The following is a 16994-nucleotide window of genomic DNA, read 5'->3' on the forward strand; positions in this document are numbered from 1 at the left end:
CCAATGTGGGAGCGAGCCTGCTCGCGAAGGGGCCCTAAAGGCCAGCAAAGGTCTTGAGCGGTACTTGCATCTTCACTGAGTCACCCGCATAAATCAGACCATGAACCTGCCCATCCCCGTCGACAGTGCCTTGGCCGGCTTCCACCCCGCCGTCAGCGCCTGGTTCAGCAAGACTTTCGCGACGGTCACCGCCGCCCAGGCCCGGGCGTGGCCGCTGATCCGCCAGCGCCGCTCGACCCTGATTGCCGCACCCACCGGTTCCGGCAAGACCCTCACCGCCTTCCTCGCCGTGATCGACGACCTGGTCCACCGTGGCCTGGAAACCCTCGAAGGCTTGCCTGACGAAACCCTGGTGGTCTACGTTTCGCCGCTCAAGGCGCTGTCCAACGACATCCAGATCAACCTGCAAAACCCGTTGGCCGGTATCAGCGAACAGTTGAGGGTGATGGGCCTGCCCGAGTTGCGCATCAGCACCGCCGTGCGCACCGGCGATACACCGCAAAAAGACCGCTCGGCGATGCGCAAGACCGCGCCGCACATTCTGGTCACCACCCCGGAATCGCTGTACGTGCTGCTCGGCTCCGACTCAGGCCGAAAAATGCTCGGCACCGCACGCACGGTGATCGTCGACGAAATCCACGCCATCGCCGCCAGTAAGCGCGGCAGCCACCTGGCCCTGAGCCTGGAACGCTTGCAGGCGTTGTGCGCCGAACCGCTGGTGCGCATCGGCCTGTCGGCCACGCAAAATCCCATAGAAGCGGTATCGCGCTTTCTGGTCGGCCGCGATCGGGACTGCGAAATCATCGACATCGGCCATGCCCGCCCACGAGATCTGGGCATCGAGGTTCCACCCGTGCCGCTGTCGGCGGTGATGGCGAACGATGTCTGGGAACTGGTCTATGACCGTCTGGCCGCCCTGGCCCGCGAGCACCGCACTACGCTGGTGTTCGTCAATACGCGGCGCCTGGCCGAACGCCTGAGTCGGCACCTGAGCGAATGCTTGGGCAAGGACGCCGTGGCCGCCCACCACGGCAGCCTGGCCAAGGAGTTTCGCCTGGACGCCGAACAGCGGCTCAAGCGCGGCGAGCTGCAAGTGTTGATCGCCACCGCGTCGCTGGAATTGGGCATCGACATTGGCGACGTCGACCTGGTGTGCCAGATCGCCTCGCCGCGCTCGATTGCCGGCTTTTTGCAAAGGGTTGGACGCTCCGGACACCAGGTCGGCGGCACGCCCAAGGGCCGTTTGTTCGCGACCACCCGCGACGACCTGATTGAATGCGTCGCGCTGCTCGACTGCGTGCGCCGGGGCGAGCTCGACACCCTGCTGATCCCCGAGGCACCGCTGGATGTCCTGGCGCAACAGATCATCGCCGAAGTCAGTTGCCAGGAATGGCCAGAGGACGCTTTGCTGGCGTTGTTCCGGCAGGCCTCGCCCTATGCCGCGCTCGACGAAAAACATTATCAGGCGCTGCTGCGCATGCTTGCCGAGGGTTACAACGGGCGTCAGGGTATTCGCAGCGCCTATCTGCACCGCGACGCCGTGAACCGTACCCTGCGTGGTCGTCGTGGCGCCAAACTGACGGCCGTGACCAGCGGCGGGACGATTCCGGACAACGCCGACTACGCCGTATTGCTGGAGCCGCAAGCGCTGAATATCGGCAGCGTCAATGAAGATTTCGCCGTGGAGAGCATCGCTGGCGATGTGTTCCAGTTGGGCAATACCTCGTACCGGATCCTGCGGGTCGAAACCGGCAAGGTCCGGGTCGAAGACGCTCAGGGCCAGCCGCCGACGATCCCGTTCTGGCTTGGCGAAGCCCCGGGGCGCAGTGCTGAACTGTCGTTTGCCGTAGCGCGCCTGCAGGCCCGACTCGATGAGCTCTTGGGCGCCACGCCGGGCAATTTGCAGCCAAGCCTCGATTGGTTGACCGACAACCTCGGCCTGAACCTGGCCAGCGCCGAACAACTGGTCGAATACCTCGCCCGTGCGCGCCAGTCCCTCGGCGCCCTGCCCTCTCAAGACACGCTGCTGATGGAGCGGTTTTTCGATGAGTCGGGCGGTACGCAACTGATCATCCACAGCCCGTTCGGCAGCCGCATCAATCGCGCGTGGGGCTTGGCCCTACGCAAGCGTTTTTGCCGCACCTTCAATTTCGAATTGCAGGCGGCCGCCAGCGAGGACGCCATCGTCTTGTCGTTGTCCACCAGCCACAGCTTTGAACTCGATGAGGTCTGGCGCTATCTGCACAGCAATAGCGCGCAACACATTCTGATCCAGGCCGTGCTCGACGCGCCGCTGTTCGGTGTGCGCTGGCGCTGGAATGCCGGTGTGGCCCTGGCGTTGCCGCGCTATACCGGCGGGCGCAAGGTCGCGCCGCAGATCCAGCGCATGAAAAGTGAAGACCTGATCGCCAACGTGTTTCCCGATCAGATTGCCTGCGTGGAAAACCTGGTCGGCGAACGCGAAGTCCCCGACCATCCGCTGGTGGAACAAACCCTTGATGATTGCCTGCACGACGCCATGGACAGTGAAGGCTGGCTGGCGCTGTTGCGGCGCATGGAGCGCGGTGAGGTCCGCCTGATCAGCCGAGACCTGCCGGCACCCTCGCCGCTGGCGGCGGAAATACTCAGCGCCCGGCCATACACCTTTCTTGACGACGCGCCACTGGAAGAGCGCCGCACACAAGCCGTTATCAATCGACGCTGGAGCGAGCCAGAATCCACCGATGACCTTGGTGCGTTGGACGTCGAGGCGATTACCGCCGTGCGCGAAGAAGCCTGGCCGACACCCAGCGGTGTGGATGAAATGCACGAGGCGTTGATGAGCCTGGCGTGCATCACCGAGGCCGAGGCCAGCGCCAACGCCCCATGGCTCGATTGGCTGGACACCCTGGCCGACAGCGGCCGCGCCTGCCGCATCAGCCATTCACTTTGGCTGGCGCGGGAACGACTGACCTGCCTGCGGGCCATTTATCCACAGGCTGTCTTGATGCCAGCGCTGGAAGCGTTGCCGGGGTTCGATGAGCACTGGGAAGTGGACGACGCGGTGCTTGAAGTGATTCGCGCACGGCTCAGCGCGTTTGGTCCATTGCCGCTGCAGGCGATCGCCGAGCCGCTCCAATTGCCAGCGACACACGTCACTCGGGCGCTGGCGCTACTCGAACACGAAGGCTACGTGCTGCGCGGCCGGTTCACTCCGGGCAGCACTGAAGATGAGTGGTGCGAGCGACACCTGCTGGCACGGATTCACCGCTATACGGTCAAGCGCCTGCGCCGGGAAATCGAGCCCGTGGCCTTGCAGGATTTCATGCGATTTCTGTTCGACTGGCAGCACCTGTCCAACGCCACCCGAGGCCAGGGCAGCTCGATGTTATCGGCCATCAGTGCTCAGTTCGAAGGCTACCCCGCTGCTGCTTCGGCCTGGGACAGCGACCTGCTGCCCGCGAGGCTCAAAGACTATTCGCCCACCTGGCTCGATGATGCCTGCCGTAGCGGCAAGTTGGTCTGGACCCGGTTGACCGCACGCAACCGCAGCACCGGCATCGCGCTGCGCAGCACGCCGATCGTGTTGTTGCCGCGTCAGCGGGTCGGTCTCTGGAGCGACTTGACCGAGCAGACGCCGGTCGGCGAATTGTCGCCCAAGACACAGAAGGTTCACGCCGCCCTCAGCCAGCACGGCGCGCTGTTTTTCGATGAGCTGATTCATGAAGCCCACCTGTTGCGCACGGAACTGGAAATCGCCCTGCAGGAACTGGTCGGTGCCGGGTTGGTCAACGCCGACAGCTTTGCCGGCCTGCGCGCACTGATCACCCCGGCCAGCAAGCGCCAGCAGCGCAGTAGCCGGCGCGGGCGCGGGGCCTTTGTCGGCGGCATGGACGATGCCGGGCGCTGGGCACTGTTGCGTCGTGGGACTGCCGCGCCAGTGGATAATCCGCGACCGACGCCAACACCCGCAGAGACCCTTGAACACATCGCCATGACCTTGTTGCGCCGCTACGGTGTGGTGTTCTGGCGATTGCTCGAACGTGAGGCCGATTGGCTGCCGAGCTGGCGAGAATTGCTGCGCACCTTCCATCGCTTGGAGGCGCGCGGAGAGATTCGGGGCGGGCGCTTTGTCAGTGGCTTGGCGGGCGAACAGTTCGCACTGCCGGAGGCTATTCCACTGCTGCGCGAAGTACGGCGACGACCCCACGACGGCAGCTTGATCGCAGTCTGCGGGGTCGATCCGCTGAACCTCGCCGGCACCCTGCTGCCCGGTGCGAAAGTACCGGCGCTGGCGAGTAATCGACTGGTGTATCGCGATGGTCTGCCGGTGGCTGCGCAGATAGCTGGCAAGCCGTGTTTTTGGCTGGAGCTGGATCAACGGGCTATGGCTGAAGTGCAGAGCAAGCTGATCCGGCATTGATGTTGTCTCATCAGGCCCCTTCGCGGGCAAGCCCGCTCCCACATTGGACCGGTGTACATAAATCAATTGTGGGGGCGAGCCTGCTCGCGAAGAGGCCATCACTGCCAACAAATTTATTGGGGCCGAAGCTGATCCGGCATCAACACCGCCGAATGCCCAGACTCAGCCACCCCATCATTCACAGGTTCCGCCGCCTGCCTCGGCATCAAGACCTGCTGTGGATAAGTCTGCGCGAAATGCACCTCGGGACTGTTATCCACAAGCTTTTTCAAACGTTGGTTGAATGCCCGGCTCACCGCATACTGCCCTCCCGACACCGTGCGAAATTGTGCCGTCAAGACCACGCCATTAAGGTCCATTTTGTCGACGCCGAACACATCCAGCGGCCCTTGCAGGTTGTACCTGAGGAACGGGTCGTCGCTGATCGAATGCCCGGCTTCGCGAATCAGTTCGATGGCCTTGTCGACATCGGTGTCATAGGTGAACTGCACGGAGAAGAACGCGTAGGCAAATTGCCGCGATTGGTTGGTCACGGCCTTGATCTGGCCAAAGGGCACCGAGTGCACGAACCCTTTGCCGTCGCGCAGGCGCAGGGTGCGGATGGTCAGGCCTTCGACCGTGCCGGCATGCCCGGAATCGAGCACCACCCAGTCGCCGATCGACAGGGTGTCTTCAATGATGATGAACAACCCGGTGATCACATCCTGCACAAGTTGCTGGGAGCCGAAACCGATGGCCAGGCCAATGACCCCGGCACCGGCCAGGAACGGCGCAACATTGATTCCCAGATTGGCCATGGTGGTGATAGCGCAGATCACCACCAAAATGATTTTGATCGCATTGCGCAGCAACGGCAGGATCGTCTTTACCCGCGTACTTGGCTGGCGCGCCCCGCGCTTGTTGAGCGGTGGCTTCAAGGCTTCCTGGATCGCCGTGTCCAGCACGACCCAGACCATCCACGTCACCAGGAAGATCAAGCCGATATGGCTCAACGCGTCACTGATTGCCCGCCCCACCGCATTGCTGACCGCAAAATCGAACAACGACACGCCCCAGATGCGTCCGAGGATATCGATGAACACGATGGCCATGGCGATACGCAACAACGCGTGGGAGAGGCTCAGGAAGCGCTCTTTGTAGGCGCCACTGCGGCGCACGTCGGATTCGCTACGGGACTTGAACAAGTGATGCAACGTGGTGCTGAGAAACACCGTCGCGATCAGCAGCACCGTGGTGAACAGCGCGCTGCGCAACACTTGCTGGTTGTCATCGCCAATGCCGATCAAGTTGATGACAGACACCAGCACCATCAACAGGATCGGCCAATACCAGAGCCCGGAAAAAATCCGCAGGGTTTCGCGCAACGCCGGCTGCGCCCGCCGCTGGGCCAGCGGCAGGATGCGGATCACGTGAGCGACCGGACGGCGCATGCGGACCACCAGCAAACCAAAGGAAATCGAGGCCGCCAGCCCGGTAAATACGGCGATGCTGCTGGTGAGGTTGTTACCCAGTTGATGGGCGATCTGCGGGCTGGTCAAGGCGTCGCTGAGGGCGACCAGGAAGCCGATCGCGAACAGCGGCCGCGGGCTGTCCTGGCGAATGATCTGCACCGCCCGGCGCTTGTGCCCGACATTGAACAGCACCACCAGGGACATCACCAACGACGCCGCGAACACCCCACTGCTGGTGGCATAGGCAAAACACAACGCCAGCGCCCGACCCGCTGACAAAGCCATGAACTGGCTGGCATAGATCGTCAACGGCAGGCTGATCACCGCGGGGAGGCTGTAGGGCAAGACATACCCAAGCAATGCCTGCCCACGCTCTCGACTGAGCAGCAAGCGATGACGGCACAGGCGTTCGGTCAAGAACTTGCCGAACATCCAGAGCAGGCCGAAGACACCTGCCCACACCGCCGTCAGCAGCAGGAAATCGCCCGCCACGCTCCAGCTCGAGCGGGCCGATGGACGATTGACCAATTGATCCACCTCATCGGCCGCACGATCCGCGCGCAGACGCCAGGCGTCGAGCAGGTCCTTGTTGAAATTGAGCTTGTCCTGGATGCCATCGATGCTTGAACTGATGGCGCCCAGCAACCCGCCCTGAACCAAGGGTTCAGGATGTGCCGGCGGTGTGGCGGCGGTGGCCGCAGCCGGCACGCCCGGTATCGCCGCCGCTTCCAGTTCCTCGCTGCCGAAGAACAACAGCGCCCCCATTAATATCGCCGTCTTGAGCCTGATCAAGGCATCCGCTCCTTTGGATAGGACTGTAAGGAACTGATCGAGAAATGCCGGACTAGTTCGGTGTTGGCCGGTAAATGCCAAGCGCCGGGCTACGCGCTGATCCTGTCGCGGATCGTCACCGGCCTGGCGCACGGGGTGTTTTTCTCGATTGGCTCGACAATCGCCACCAGTCTAGTGCCCAAGGAAAAAGCCGCCAGCGCGATCGCCAGCAAACCGGCCCCTACGGGTATTGCGTTGATGTATGAAATGCATACCGTCCGTAGTCCCACCGAAACTTTCGTCAACCTCTGGCAGTCATCAAAAGATCAGGGGGCAGTCAGACGGGAGGCGACATGGCGGCGATTCATATTGGCATTTCAGGTTGGCGCTATACGCCCTGGCGGGGGGATTTCTACCCGAAGGGACTGGCCCAGAGGCGCGAATTGCAATTCGCCTCACGGGCAGTCAACAGCATCGAAATCAATGGGTCGTTCTACGCCCTGCAGCGGCCCGAACGCTATGCCCAGTGGTATGCCGAAACCCCGGAGCACTTTGTGTTCAGCGTCAAGGCGCCGCGCTTCATCACCCATATCAAGCGTCTGCGTGACATCCATAAACCCCTGGCGAATTTTTTCGCCTCCGGCGTCCTGGAACTCAAGGAAAAACTCGGACCGTTTCTATGGCAGTTTCCCCCCAACTTCAAATTCGACGCCGCACTGTTCGAGAGCTTCCTCGAGCAATTGCCCCACGACACGGAGCAGGCCGCTGCCCTTGCCCGCCAGCACGACGCCCATGTGAACGGCCACGCCAGCCTTAAGACAAGCAAGAAAAAGCCCTTGCGCCATGCCGTGGAAATCCGCAACGACAGCTTCATCGATCCGGCATTTGTCCGCCTGCTCAAACGCTACAACACGGCCCTGGTGATTGCCGACACCGCCGGTAAATGGCCCTATCGCGAAGACCTCACCAGCGACTTCGTGTACCTGCGCCTGCACGGTGCCGAAGAGCTCTACGCCAGTGGCTACACCCCTCAGGCACTGAAGCGTTGGGGTGACCGGATCGATGCCTGGCATCATGGTCGGCAACCGGCTGATCCCCACCTGATCGCACCTCGCCTCAAACCCAGGGTGCGAAAGTCTCGAGAAGTTTTCTGCTACTTCGATAACGACATCAAGGTCCGCGCGCCCTTCGATGCGCGCCGTTTGCTGGCACGCTTCGACCTCGACAAAGAGCTGCTCACCGCCCCCGGTGAGCCCGCTGCGGAAGGGGTGCTGCCATGAGCGTTTCCGACCCGGTTGGCACCACCGACGAGCAGGCGACCATCGATACCACGGTGCATCGTTTCACCGTACTGACGGTCAACACCCACAAGGGCTTCACGGCGTTGAACCGGCGATTCATCCTGCCTGAACTGCGCGAGGCGGTGCGCAGTGTCTCCGCCGACGTGGTGTTTCTGCAGGAGGTACACGGCACCCACGAGCATCACCACAAGCGCTACGACAACTGGCCAGCGATGCCCCAGTACGAATTCCTCGCGGACACCCTCTGGCCGCAGTTTGCCTACGGACGCAATGCGGTCTATCCGGCAGGTGATCACGGCAACGCCTTGCTGTCGAAATTCCAGATCGTTCGGCACGACAACCTCGACGTGTCCATCAGCGGACACGAGAACCGCGGCATTTTGCATTGCGTGTTGCGCCTGCCGGGAGAGGGCCCGGAGGTGCATGCCATTTGCGTCCATCTTGGCTTGCGCGAAACCCATCGCAATGAACAACTCAAGTTACTGGGCCGCCGCCTTGAGTCGTTGCCAGGCGACGCCCCGGTGATTGTCGCCGGTGATTTCAACGACTGGCGCCAACGCGCCGATGCCCTGCTCCAGCCCTGTGGTCTGCGCGAAGTGTTCGCCGAGCACCACGGCAAGCCGGCGCGCAGTTTCCCCGCGCGATTGCCGACCTTGCGCCTGGACCGTATCTACGTACGTAACCTCAAGGCCAGCCATCCGCAGGTATTGGCGAACCGTCCCTGGTCACACCTGTCGGATCACGCACCGTTGTCGGTGGAGATCGAGCTATGAGCATCCCGTCGATGGAAAAAAACACGCTGGAAAGAACCATTGCCGCACCGCCCATTAGCGAGCCGGCAGCCGTCGACGTCGAGTACGGTTGGCAAGGCAACAATCGGGTCCAACTGCTGGAAAATGGCGAAGCCTATTTCCCTAGAGTGTTCGAGGCGATGCGCCAGGCCACCACCGAAATCCTCCTGGAAACCTTCATTGTGTTCGAGGACAAAGTCGGTGAAGAATTGAAGGAGGTGCTGATCGAGGCGGCACAACGGGGTGTCCGCGTGACTGCCAGCTTCGACGGGTTTGGCTGCGGAGAACTGACTGCCGATTATCTTTCCGCCCTGAGCGGTGCTGGCGTGCATTTACAGATGTTCGACCCGGCACCCAAGCGCCTGGGCATCCGCACCAACTGGTTTCGACGCCTGCACCGCAAGATCGTGGTAGTGGACGGGACGATTGCGTTCATTGGCGGGATCAACTTCTCCGCCGATCATCTGGCCGATTTCGGCCCCGAAGCCAAGCAGGATTATTCGGTTGAAGTGCAAGGCCCGGCGGTGGCCGACATTCACCACTTTGCCCTGCTGCAATGCGGTCGCCCGGCCCGCGCCAAATACTGGTGGCAACGGCGTCGACAACGGCGTTCGGAATTGGCCGTCACCGATCACGACGGTCAGGTACGACTGGTGTACCGCGATAACGCCGAGCACGCGACCGACATCGAAGAGGTCTACCGCCTGGCGCTGCGCACGGCGCAGCGGCGCGTGGTCATTGCCAACGCCTACTTCTTCCCAGGCTACAGGTTGCTGCGCGAAATCCGCAACGCCGCGCGCCGCGGCGTAGAAGTGCGCCTGATCCTGCAGGGACAGCCGGACATGTTGGTGGCCAAACTCGCGGCGCGCATGACTTACGATTACCTGCTCAAGTCCGGGGTGAAAATCTTCGAATACTGCGACCGGCCACTGCACGGCAAAGTCGCGCTGGTGGACGAAGACTGGAGCACAGTCGGCTCCAGCAACCTCGACCCGCTGAGCCTGTCGATGAACCTGGAGGCCAACGTGTTGATCCGTGACCGCGCGTTCAACCGCGACCTGTTCGATCGGCTTGAAGAACTCAGCGACAACCATTGCAAGGCCATGTCGGTGGACGAGGCCCCACGCGGGCGCATCTGGCACATGACCGTGGGCTTTCTGGTGTTCCATTTCCTACGCCATTTCCCGGCATGGGCCGGTTGGCTGCCAGCGCACAAACCACGCTTGAAAACGTTCACCCCACCGACCGGGAGCGATCAACATGAGCCGCACTGAAACACACGCGGCGTCCCACGCCGAGCACCCGGCGAAATCGCGCTGGAGTCGTTGGAAAAGACCACTGACAATGCTGTTTTTCCTGGCGCTGATCGTCCTCTTGACGATGTTTGCCCAGCGCATCGAATGGAACGAGGTGCTCGACACCCTGGCCGATTTCAAGGTACGCACCTTGATCATCGCCTCAGGGCTGACACTGATGAGTTTCCTGGTCTACGCCTGCTTCGACCTGATCGGCCGAACCTACATTCGCCAGGACCTGACGTGGAAACAGATCCTGCCGGTGGGCATCATCAGCTACGCCTTCAACCTCAACCTGAGCGCCTGGGTGGGCGGCATCGCCATGCGTTATCGGCTGTATTCGCGACTCGGGGTGAGCAAGGCCAACATTGCGAAAATCCTCGGCCTGAGCCTGGCGACCAACTGGTTCGGCTACATGGTGATTGCCGGCGCGGTGTTCAGCAGTGGGCTGGTGCGCATGCCGCCAGGCTGGAAACTCAGTAGCGGCGCGCTGCAAGGCGTGGGCGTTTTACTCTTGCTGGCGAGTGCGGGATATCTCGCGGCCTGCCGGTTTTCCAAACGCCGCGAGTGGGCGATCCGCGGGGTCGAAATCAACTTGCCATCACTGCGCATGGCGGTCCTGCAACTGGCCCTGGGGGCGCTGAACTGGTCGTTGATGGCCGCGGTCATTTTCACGCTGCTACCGAGCAAACTGGATTATCCGCTGGTGCTTGGCGTGTTGCTGATCAGCGCCATCGCCGGGGTCATCACCCACATTCCGGCAGGGCTAGGTGTGCTGGAAGCGGTGTTCGTGGCGCTGCTGCAACACGAGGCATCGCGGGGTAGCCTGGTGGCGGGTTTGCTGGCGTATCGGGCAATTTATTTCCTGTTGCCGTTATTGATCACGCTGGTGATGTACCTGATGGTGGAGGCCAAGGCCAAGTCATTGCGGATATCGAAAAAACCCAAATAATGGGTGGACACCTTCGCGAGCAGGCTCGCTCCCACATTTGAAATGCATTCCCCTGTGGGAGCGAGCCTGCTCGCGAAGGCGTCATGAGCGACACTACTATTCATTTTGACTGAATAATGCTCAACCGTTCACCCACCACCATTTCCGTTATCCAGTCCACCAGGATCGAGGTGTAGGCCTGCTGTGAAACCGGATCGCTCAGCGCATGATCGGCGCCGTCGATGATGCGGTGGGTCAGCGAGTGTGTCTGCTGGCACGCCGCGCGATAACTCATGATGGTCGCGTGAGGCACGTAATCATCGGTTTCGGACTGTACCAACAACACATCACCCGTGAATTGCGAACAGGCATGCAGTGCCCGATTGCTGTCGGCGCGCACCAGAGTGCTGCGGTAATCGCGCAGATCGAGCTTGTCCAAATCGCGCTTGGGCGTATGCCATTGATCGTCGCGGTACAGCGCCGGCACTCGCAGGGCCAGCCAGCGCACCGGCCGTAGCGAGGTGAGGATCGAGGCCAGGTATCCGCCGTAACTGGTGCCGACCACGGCAATCGCCGAGGTATCCAGCGCCGGGTGCGCCAGCAAGCGGTCGTAGGCCGCCAGCAGGTCACGCAGATTGTCTTCACGGGTCACGCGGGTCAACGGAATACCCGTGCCGCCGGTATGCCCGCGCAGGTCGAAGGTCAAACATACGCACCCCAGACCGGCGATGCCTTTCGCCCGCTCCAGATCTCGCTCCTGGCTACCCCCCCAACCGTGCACGAACAGCACGCCAGGGACTTTTGATTTGGGGCTCAGGAAAGTCCCGCTCATCTGTTCGTCGTCGATGTCGATTTGAATGCTTTCGCTTCTAGCCGTCATAGGAGTTGACCGTTACGTACTTGAGAAGAAAATCACTGTTTTCCGCTGGCCCTCGGTACACCTCGATGGCGTCCGCCGGCAGTGGCTGATCGATGTAGGTTTCCACCGAAGACACAAGAATCGCGCGCATCCCCGGATCGTTGACGAAGCTCTGCAACGCTGCCACTTCCGCGCTGCTGGCCCCGCCCATGCGCCAGGATTGCTCGAGCACGCCGCTGCGTCGCTGGCCGTCACTGGCAATTCCCTGGGCGATGTCGTAATTGCGCCGTGAGGCGTAGAAACCGGGATAGGCTTCATCGGCGGCCGCGTCGAACACCTTGGCCTGCCTGATCGCCAATCGCACATCGTCAGGCAAATCCAGCGCCAGCAGATCGTCGTAGCCACCCTGCACCACCAGCAGGTTCGAACCACCATAGACCTCTTCGCCATGAGCGTCTTTGGTCAAGTATTGATCACCGCAATAACTGAGCAACCTGGCGCCGATGAAACTCTGCCCGACGCTGTGGGTAATCACCTGGTCCAGGTCCTGCTCCAGTACCACACCTTCACTGAACAGCGCCTTGGCTTCAGGACGGGCGAGGATTTCGTCGAACTGGTCGAGGCTAGTGATGACTTCCTGGCCGCGCCCCGCACAGGCATGAATTGGCTTCATACGGATCGGACCGCTGTAGAGCAGATGCTCCGCCGCCGGCCGTGCATCGTCGAAGGAGAAAACACTGAGACCGTCGAGCACTACCGTGCGCACCCGTTCGGAAAACATCGGCGCCCAGCCTTGCGGTGCATGGGCATGCCTGTTCAACAAACCATGGCTGATGGCCTTGGTGCAGATGAAATCGTGCTCGACGTATCCGCCCCATAAATCCTCTGGTCCCTTGACGCCCAACTGCCGGGCGGCAGCGGCGCCCACCAGGGTCTGGGTCGGCAACAAATAGATGTCCCGCCCGCCATGCACCTGCGGGTCGTAGCTGCCGCCGTATTTGAGCCCGAGGATTTGCGCCAGCCAACGGGCCAGGGCGCGATTGGTTTCGACTTCGTGCTGCGGCGCATCGGGGCGGACCGAATGGGCGACTACCAGTTTTTTGCGGTTGGTTGGGGTCATGCGTCCCCCTTCAATTGTCGCTAAATGAATGTAGCTGATGGGGTGCAGGGTTCAGGCCAATCGTCCCTCGAAAATAACGGTTTTAAAATCAATCGGTTGTGCAAAAAGCATAGCGTCGCGCCTGCTTTATTCTGCACGACGGGTATCAGGACTCTGGCATTTTGCACGACTCGAGCATTTTGGCACTCCCGCAGGGTGATGCTTCTATCGGGGGGCCGCACTCGGCATCGCCCCAAACCGCGCCCGGTAATCACTGGGGGCCAACCCGGTAATCTTCTTGAATGTCGAACGAAACGCCCCCGGATCCTGATATCCCACGGTCCAGGCGATGTGATCGATGGTGCCATTGGTGAATTCGAGCATTTCCCGGGCCTTGCCGACTCGCAGGTGCTGGCAGTACTCCGTCGGCTTAAGCCCGGTTGCCGCACGGAATCGCCGCAGGAACGTCCGCTCCTCCAGCCCTGCACGTTCAGCCATCGCCGTCAGCGAGACATCGGTGGCACCCGTGCTTTGCAGCCAGTGTTGAACCCTGAGGATCGCGGCATCGCCATGGTTGAGAATCGGGGCGAAATTGCTGCCACACTCACTGGCGCTGTCGCTGTGTTCCACCACCAGGAAACGCGCAGTGCCGGTGGCAATGCTCGGGCCCAGCAGACGATTGACCAGGCGCAGACCCAATTCAGACCACGCCATCAGCCCGGCCGTGGTAATCAGGTCGCCGTCATCGACGATGGGCGTATCAGCCTTGAGCTTGATCGCCGGGTAGCGCTCGGCGAAGGTTTTCGCGGAAGTCCAGTGAGTGGTGGCGCTGCGACCGTCCAGCAGTCCGCTTTCAGCCAATAGCAGCGAGCCCACGCAGACACCCCCCAGGGTCGCGCCATTGGCGTGCTGCTGGCGAAGCCAACGCAGCAGCGCTTGCGGCGCCTGGGCTTCGGTGAAGCCGGCAATCGACGGCGGAATCAACACCGCTACCAATGCGCTGTCCGCAGCGGGATGGCTGTCATAGACACGAACGGGCGCCTGTTCGCCATCGACCTGCCAATGGCTGATCCGCAACAAAGGCAAGCGCGCCGCCTGATGCTCTGCAGCGATACGGTTGGCCACCCCGAACAGGTCCGTCAACCCATGCACCGCCGCCATCTGCGCGCCGGGATAGATCAACACGCCCAGCTCGGCGATTGCCCTTTGTGCTTCCATTGTCAGTTTTCCCCCTTCTATTGTCGGTGCGGCCAATCCCCGGACGGTCTGCCAGGGTCAATACTTCATTCCACACCCAAACCGCACTTCGAGGAAACAGTCATGGCCAAGCAAGCACTCATCGTAGTCGATATCCAAAAAGACTACTTCCCCCAGGGCAAATGGCCGTTGGTCGGCGCCGATGCCGCCGCAGACAACGCTGTTCGTCTGCTCAAGGCCTTTCGTGAGGCCGGTGATTCGGTAGTGCACATCCGCCACGAGTTCACCTCCGCACAAGCGCCGTTTTTCACCCCGGGCTCGGACGGTGCGAAGCTGCACCCTAAAGTCCTCAACCAAGGCAATGAGCCGGTGGTGCTCAAGCACTTCGTCAACTCGTTCCGCGAAACCGAACTGCAGAGCATTCTCGACGAGCAAGGCATCAAGGAACTGGTGGTGGTCGGCAGCATGAGCCACATGTGTGTCGACGGCATCACCCGCGCCGCCAACGACCTCGGCTACAGCGTCATGGTGATCCACGATGCCTGTGCCTCCCGTGACCTGGAGTTCAATGGACTGAACGTTCCGGCAGCCCACGTACATGCCGCGTTCATGTCGGCATTGGGTTTTGCCTACGCCAAGGTGGTGTCCACCGACGAGTTCCTCGCCGCCAGCCGTTAATAACATACCCGCCTTGCCGCGCAATACGGCTCCTACAGGGAAATCGAAAACTGCGGGTAACAAAAAGCCCGGCATCCTGATGGGAGTGCCGGGCTTTGATTCGATCGAAGCTATTGCTTAGAACGGAATATCGTCATCAAAGCTGTCGAAGTCCGGAGCTGGCTGTGGCGCGGCCTGCTGAGGAGCCGGGCGCGACTGTTGCGGTGCCGACTGCTGTGGACGCGGAGCCTGCTGGCGAGGAGCGGATTGCTGGTAGTTGTTACCGCCGCCCTGGCCTTGTTGGTCACCCTGTTGAGGACGACCGCCCAGCAGTTGCATGGTGCCTTGCATGTCGACCACGATTTCAGTGGTGTAACGCTTGATACCGTCTTTTTCCCACTCGCGGGTCTGCAGCTTGCCTTCGATGTAGACCTGCGAACCTTTACGCAGGTATTCGCCGGCGATTTCCGCGACCTTGCCAAACATCGACACGCGGTGCCATTCGGTTTTTTCGACTTTCTGACCGGTTTGCTTGTCGGTCCACTGTTCGCTGGTTGCCAGACTCAGGTTGGTCACGGCGTTGCCATTCGGCAGGTAACGAACTTCAGGATCCTGGCCGCAAGTGCCGACCAATATGACTTTGTTAACCCCACGGGCCATTACGTTCTCCTAGGCTACGCACGCTGCCCCGGCCGGGTTGTTCACCAGGCTTTCAAGGGTGGTGCGATCCAATAGTTCGGTGTCCAATTTGATGTAAATCGCCGCTTCGTCTGCGACTATCACTGCATCTGTTACCCCTACGACGGCCTTCAGGCGCTCAACCAGCCCCGCTTCGCGGATCGCCTCGGGCGACAATGGCAAGCGCAGGCTTGTCACGTAGGGAGGTTCACGCATGGTAACAGCAAAGGCCAGCCAGAGGGCAGCCAGACCAGCGCATCCAAGGAACACAACCGACAGACCGCCATGCTGGAACAGCCAGCCGCCAAGTATGCCGCCCAGTGCCGAGCCAAGGAACTGACTGGTGGAGTAGACCCCCATCGCCGTGCCCTTGCCGCCCGCCGGTGAAACCTTGCTGATCAGCGACGGCAACGAAGCTTCCAGCAGATTGAAGGCGGTGAAAAACACCACGGTACCAATCACCAGAGCTCGCAAGCTGTCGCCGAACTGCCAGAAGAATAGCTCAGTGAGCATCAGCGTCACGACGGCGCCGAGTAAAACACGTTTCATTTTGCGTCTCTTCTCGCCGTAGATGATGAACGGGATCATGGCGAAGAAGGAAATCAGCAGCGCCGTCAGGTACACCCACCAATGCTGCTCCTTGGGCAGCCCGGCTTTTTCGACGAGCGCCAGGGGCAAGGCGACGAAACTCGACATCAGCATTGCGTGCAACACAAAGATACCAAGATCCAGGCGCAGCAGGTCCGGGTGCTTGAGCGTCGGTATCAGCGCCTGGCGCGCGACGCCGGATTCACGGTGCTGCAACGGGCCCGTGGAGCGCGGCACCATGAACATCACAATCACGATGCCAACCAGCGCCATGCCACCTGTGGCAAGGAACAGTCCGGACAGCCCGAAGGCACGGGTCAGCAACGGTCCTACTACCATGGCAACAGCAAACGACAGCCCGATCGTCATGCCGATCATCGCCATGGCCTTTGTCCGGTGCTGTTCGCGGGTCAGGTCTGACAGCAAAGCCATCACCGCGGCGGAAATCGCACCGGCACCTTGCAGGATGCGCCCGGCGATCACGCCCCAGATCGAGTCGGCGTTGGCCGCCAGGACGCTGCCAAGCGCGAAGACGATCAGCCCCAGGTAAATCACCGGGCGGCGGCCAATGCGGTCAGAAATGAAACCGAAAGGAATCTGGAAAATCGCCTGGGTCAGGCCATAAGCGCCAATCGCCAGCCCGATGAGGGCCGGGGTCGCTCCTGCCAGGTCCATGCCATAGGTCGCCAATACCGGCAACACCATGAACATGCCGAGCATACGGAAGGCGAACACCAGGGCCAGACCGCTTGCCGCGCGGGTCTCGCTGCCACTCATGCGCTCGCTGTGGGGATCGTGCATGGAAAAACCTCATGTGAACCGGCGGCGATTCTACCAGTCCCATCGATTGGCAGGGTATATCGCGACGCTTTGCCGCGTGTAGATGACAGAGCTTTCATGTAAGGCAGCAATTGCAACATTCGATAGTGTGCATCCATCCAGTATTTGGCCGTATACTCCTACGTTTTCGACGC

At 61.3% G+C, this 16994-nt stretch carries 12 protein-coding genes and 1 pseudogene; 7 read left to right on the forward strand and 6 right to left on the reverse strand.

From position 1 onward, the window contains the following. Positions 1-100 precede the first annotated feature (100 nt). Positions 101-4402: a DEAD/DEAH box helicase gene (locus tag PSUM_RS25650; protein ID WP_083349799.1), complete on the forward strand. Its 4302-nt coding sequence runs from the start codon at positions 101-103 to the stop codon at positions 4400-4402. 113 nt (positions 4403-4515) lie between these two features. On the opposite strand, the gene PSUM_RS25655 is transcribed toward PSUM_RS25650, so the two are convergent. After that, positions 4516-6645, reverse strand: coding sequence for a mechanosensitive ion channel family protein (locus PSUM_RS25655; protein WP_083349800.1), 2130 nt, complete (start codon positions 6643-6645; stop codon positions 4516-4518). A 78-nt stretch (positions 6646-6723) separates the two neighbouring features. Here PSUM_RS25655 and PSUM_RS32715 point away from each other — a divergent pair. The 5 genes and pseudogenes from PSUM_RS32715 to PSUM_RS25675 all read left to right on the forward strand — a co-directional run. Continuing rightward, positions 6724-6852: pseudogene (locus PSUM_RS32715) on the forward strand (MFS transporter); the annotation flags it as partial. 125 nt (positions 6853-6977) lie between these two features. Further along, a complete protein-coding gene (locus PSUM_RS25660) occupies positions 6978-7904 on the forward strand; it encodes a DUF72 domain-containing protein (protein ID WP_020800591.1) in 927 nt (308 codons plus the stop codon). Then, on the forward strand, positions 7901-8698 hold the full coding sequence (locus PSUM_RS25665) for an endonuclease/exonuclease/phosphatase family protein (protein ID WP_083349801.1): 798 nt from the start codon (positions 7901-7903) through the stop codon (positions 8696-8698). The genes PSUM_RS25660 and PSUM_RS25665 overlap by 4 nt, the downstream gene beginning before the upstream one ends. Then, positions 8695-9990, forward strand: a complete 1296-nt coding sequence (gene clsB / locus PSUM_RS25670) for a cardiolipin synthase ClsB (protein ID WP_020800589.1) — start codon at positions 8695-8697, stop codon at positions 9988-9990. Before PSUM_RS25665 ends, clsB begins: the two co-directional genes overlap by 4 nt. Next, entirely contained in the window at positions 9977-10963 is a 987-nt protein-coding gene (locus PSUM_RS25675; RefSeq protein WP_083349802.1) for a lysylphosphatidylglycerol synthase domain-containing protein, read from the forward strand. Before clsB ends, PSUM_RS25675 begins: the two co-directional genes overlap by 14 nt. Positions 10964-11063: 100 nt before the next feature. Here the strand turns inward: PSUM_RS25675 and PSUM_RS25680 are convergent, their stop codons facing one another. The 3 genes from PSUM_RS25680 to PSUM_RS25690 form a co-directional block, all read right to left on the reverse strand. After that, complete coding sequence (locus PSUM_RS25680) at positions 11064-11822, reverse strand: alpha/beta hydrolase family protein (protein ID WP_020800587.1); 759 nt, start codon at positions 11820-11822, stop codon at positions 11064-11066. Further along, a complete protein-coding gene (locus tag PSUM_RS25685; RefSeq protein ID WP_083349803.1) occupies positions 11812-12921 on the reverse strand; it encodes a DUF3182 family protein in 1110 nt (369 codons plus the stop codon). Before PSUM_RS25685 ends, PSUM_RS25680 begins: the two co-directional genes overlap by 11 nt. 204 nt (positions 12922-13125) lie before the next feature. After that, on the reverse strand, positions 13126-14118 hold the full coding sequence (locus PSUM_RS25690; RefSeq protein ID WP_083349804.1) for a GlxA family transcriptional regulator: 993 nt from the start codon (positions 14116-14118) through the stop codon (positions 13126-13128). Positions 14119-14220: 102 nt separating this feature from the next. Here PSUM_RS25690 and PSUM_RS25695 point away from each other — a divergent pair, with 102 nt between their 5' ends. Further along, on the forward strand, positions 14221-14775 hold the full coding sequence (locus tag PSUM_RS25695; RefSeq protein ID WP_020800584.1) for a cysteine hydrolase family protein: 555 nt from the start codon (positions 14221-14223) through the stop codon (positions 14773-14775). Positions 14776-14892: 117 nt separating this feature from the next. On the opposite strand, the gene PSUM_RS25700 is transcribed toward PSUM_RS25695, so the two are convergent. Further along, on the reverse strand, positions 14893-15414 hold the full coding sequence (locus PSUM_RS25700) for a single-stranded DNA-binding protein (RefSeq protein WP_020799826.1): 522 nt from the start codon (positions 15412-15414) through the stop codon (positions 14893-14895). A 9-nt stretch (positions 15415-15423) separates the two neighbouring features. Further along, entirely contained in the window at positions 15424-16821 is a 1398-nt protein-coding gene (locus PSUM_RS25705) for an MFS transporter (protein WP_008065728.1), read from the reverse strand. Positions 16822-16994: the final 173 nt, after the last annotated feature.

This window comes from Pseudomonas umsongensis (genome assembly GCF_002236105.1).
GTDB classification, from domain to species: Bacteria; Pseudomonadota; Gammaproteobacteria; order Pseudomonadales; family Pseudomonadaceae; genus Aquipseudomonas; species Aquipseudomonas umsongensis.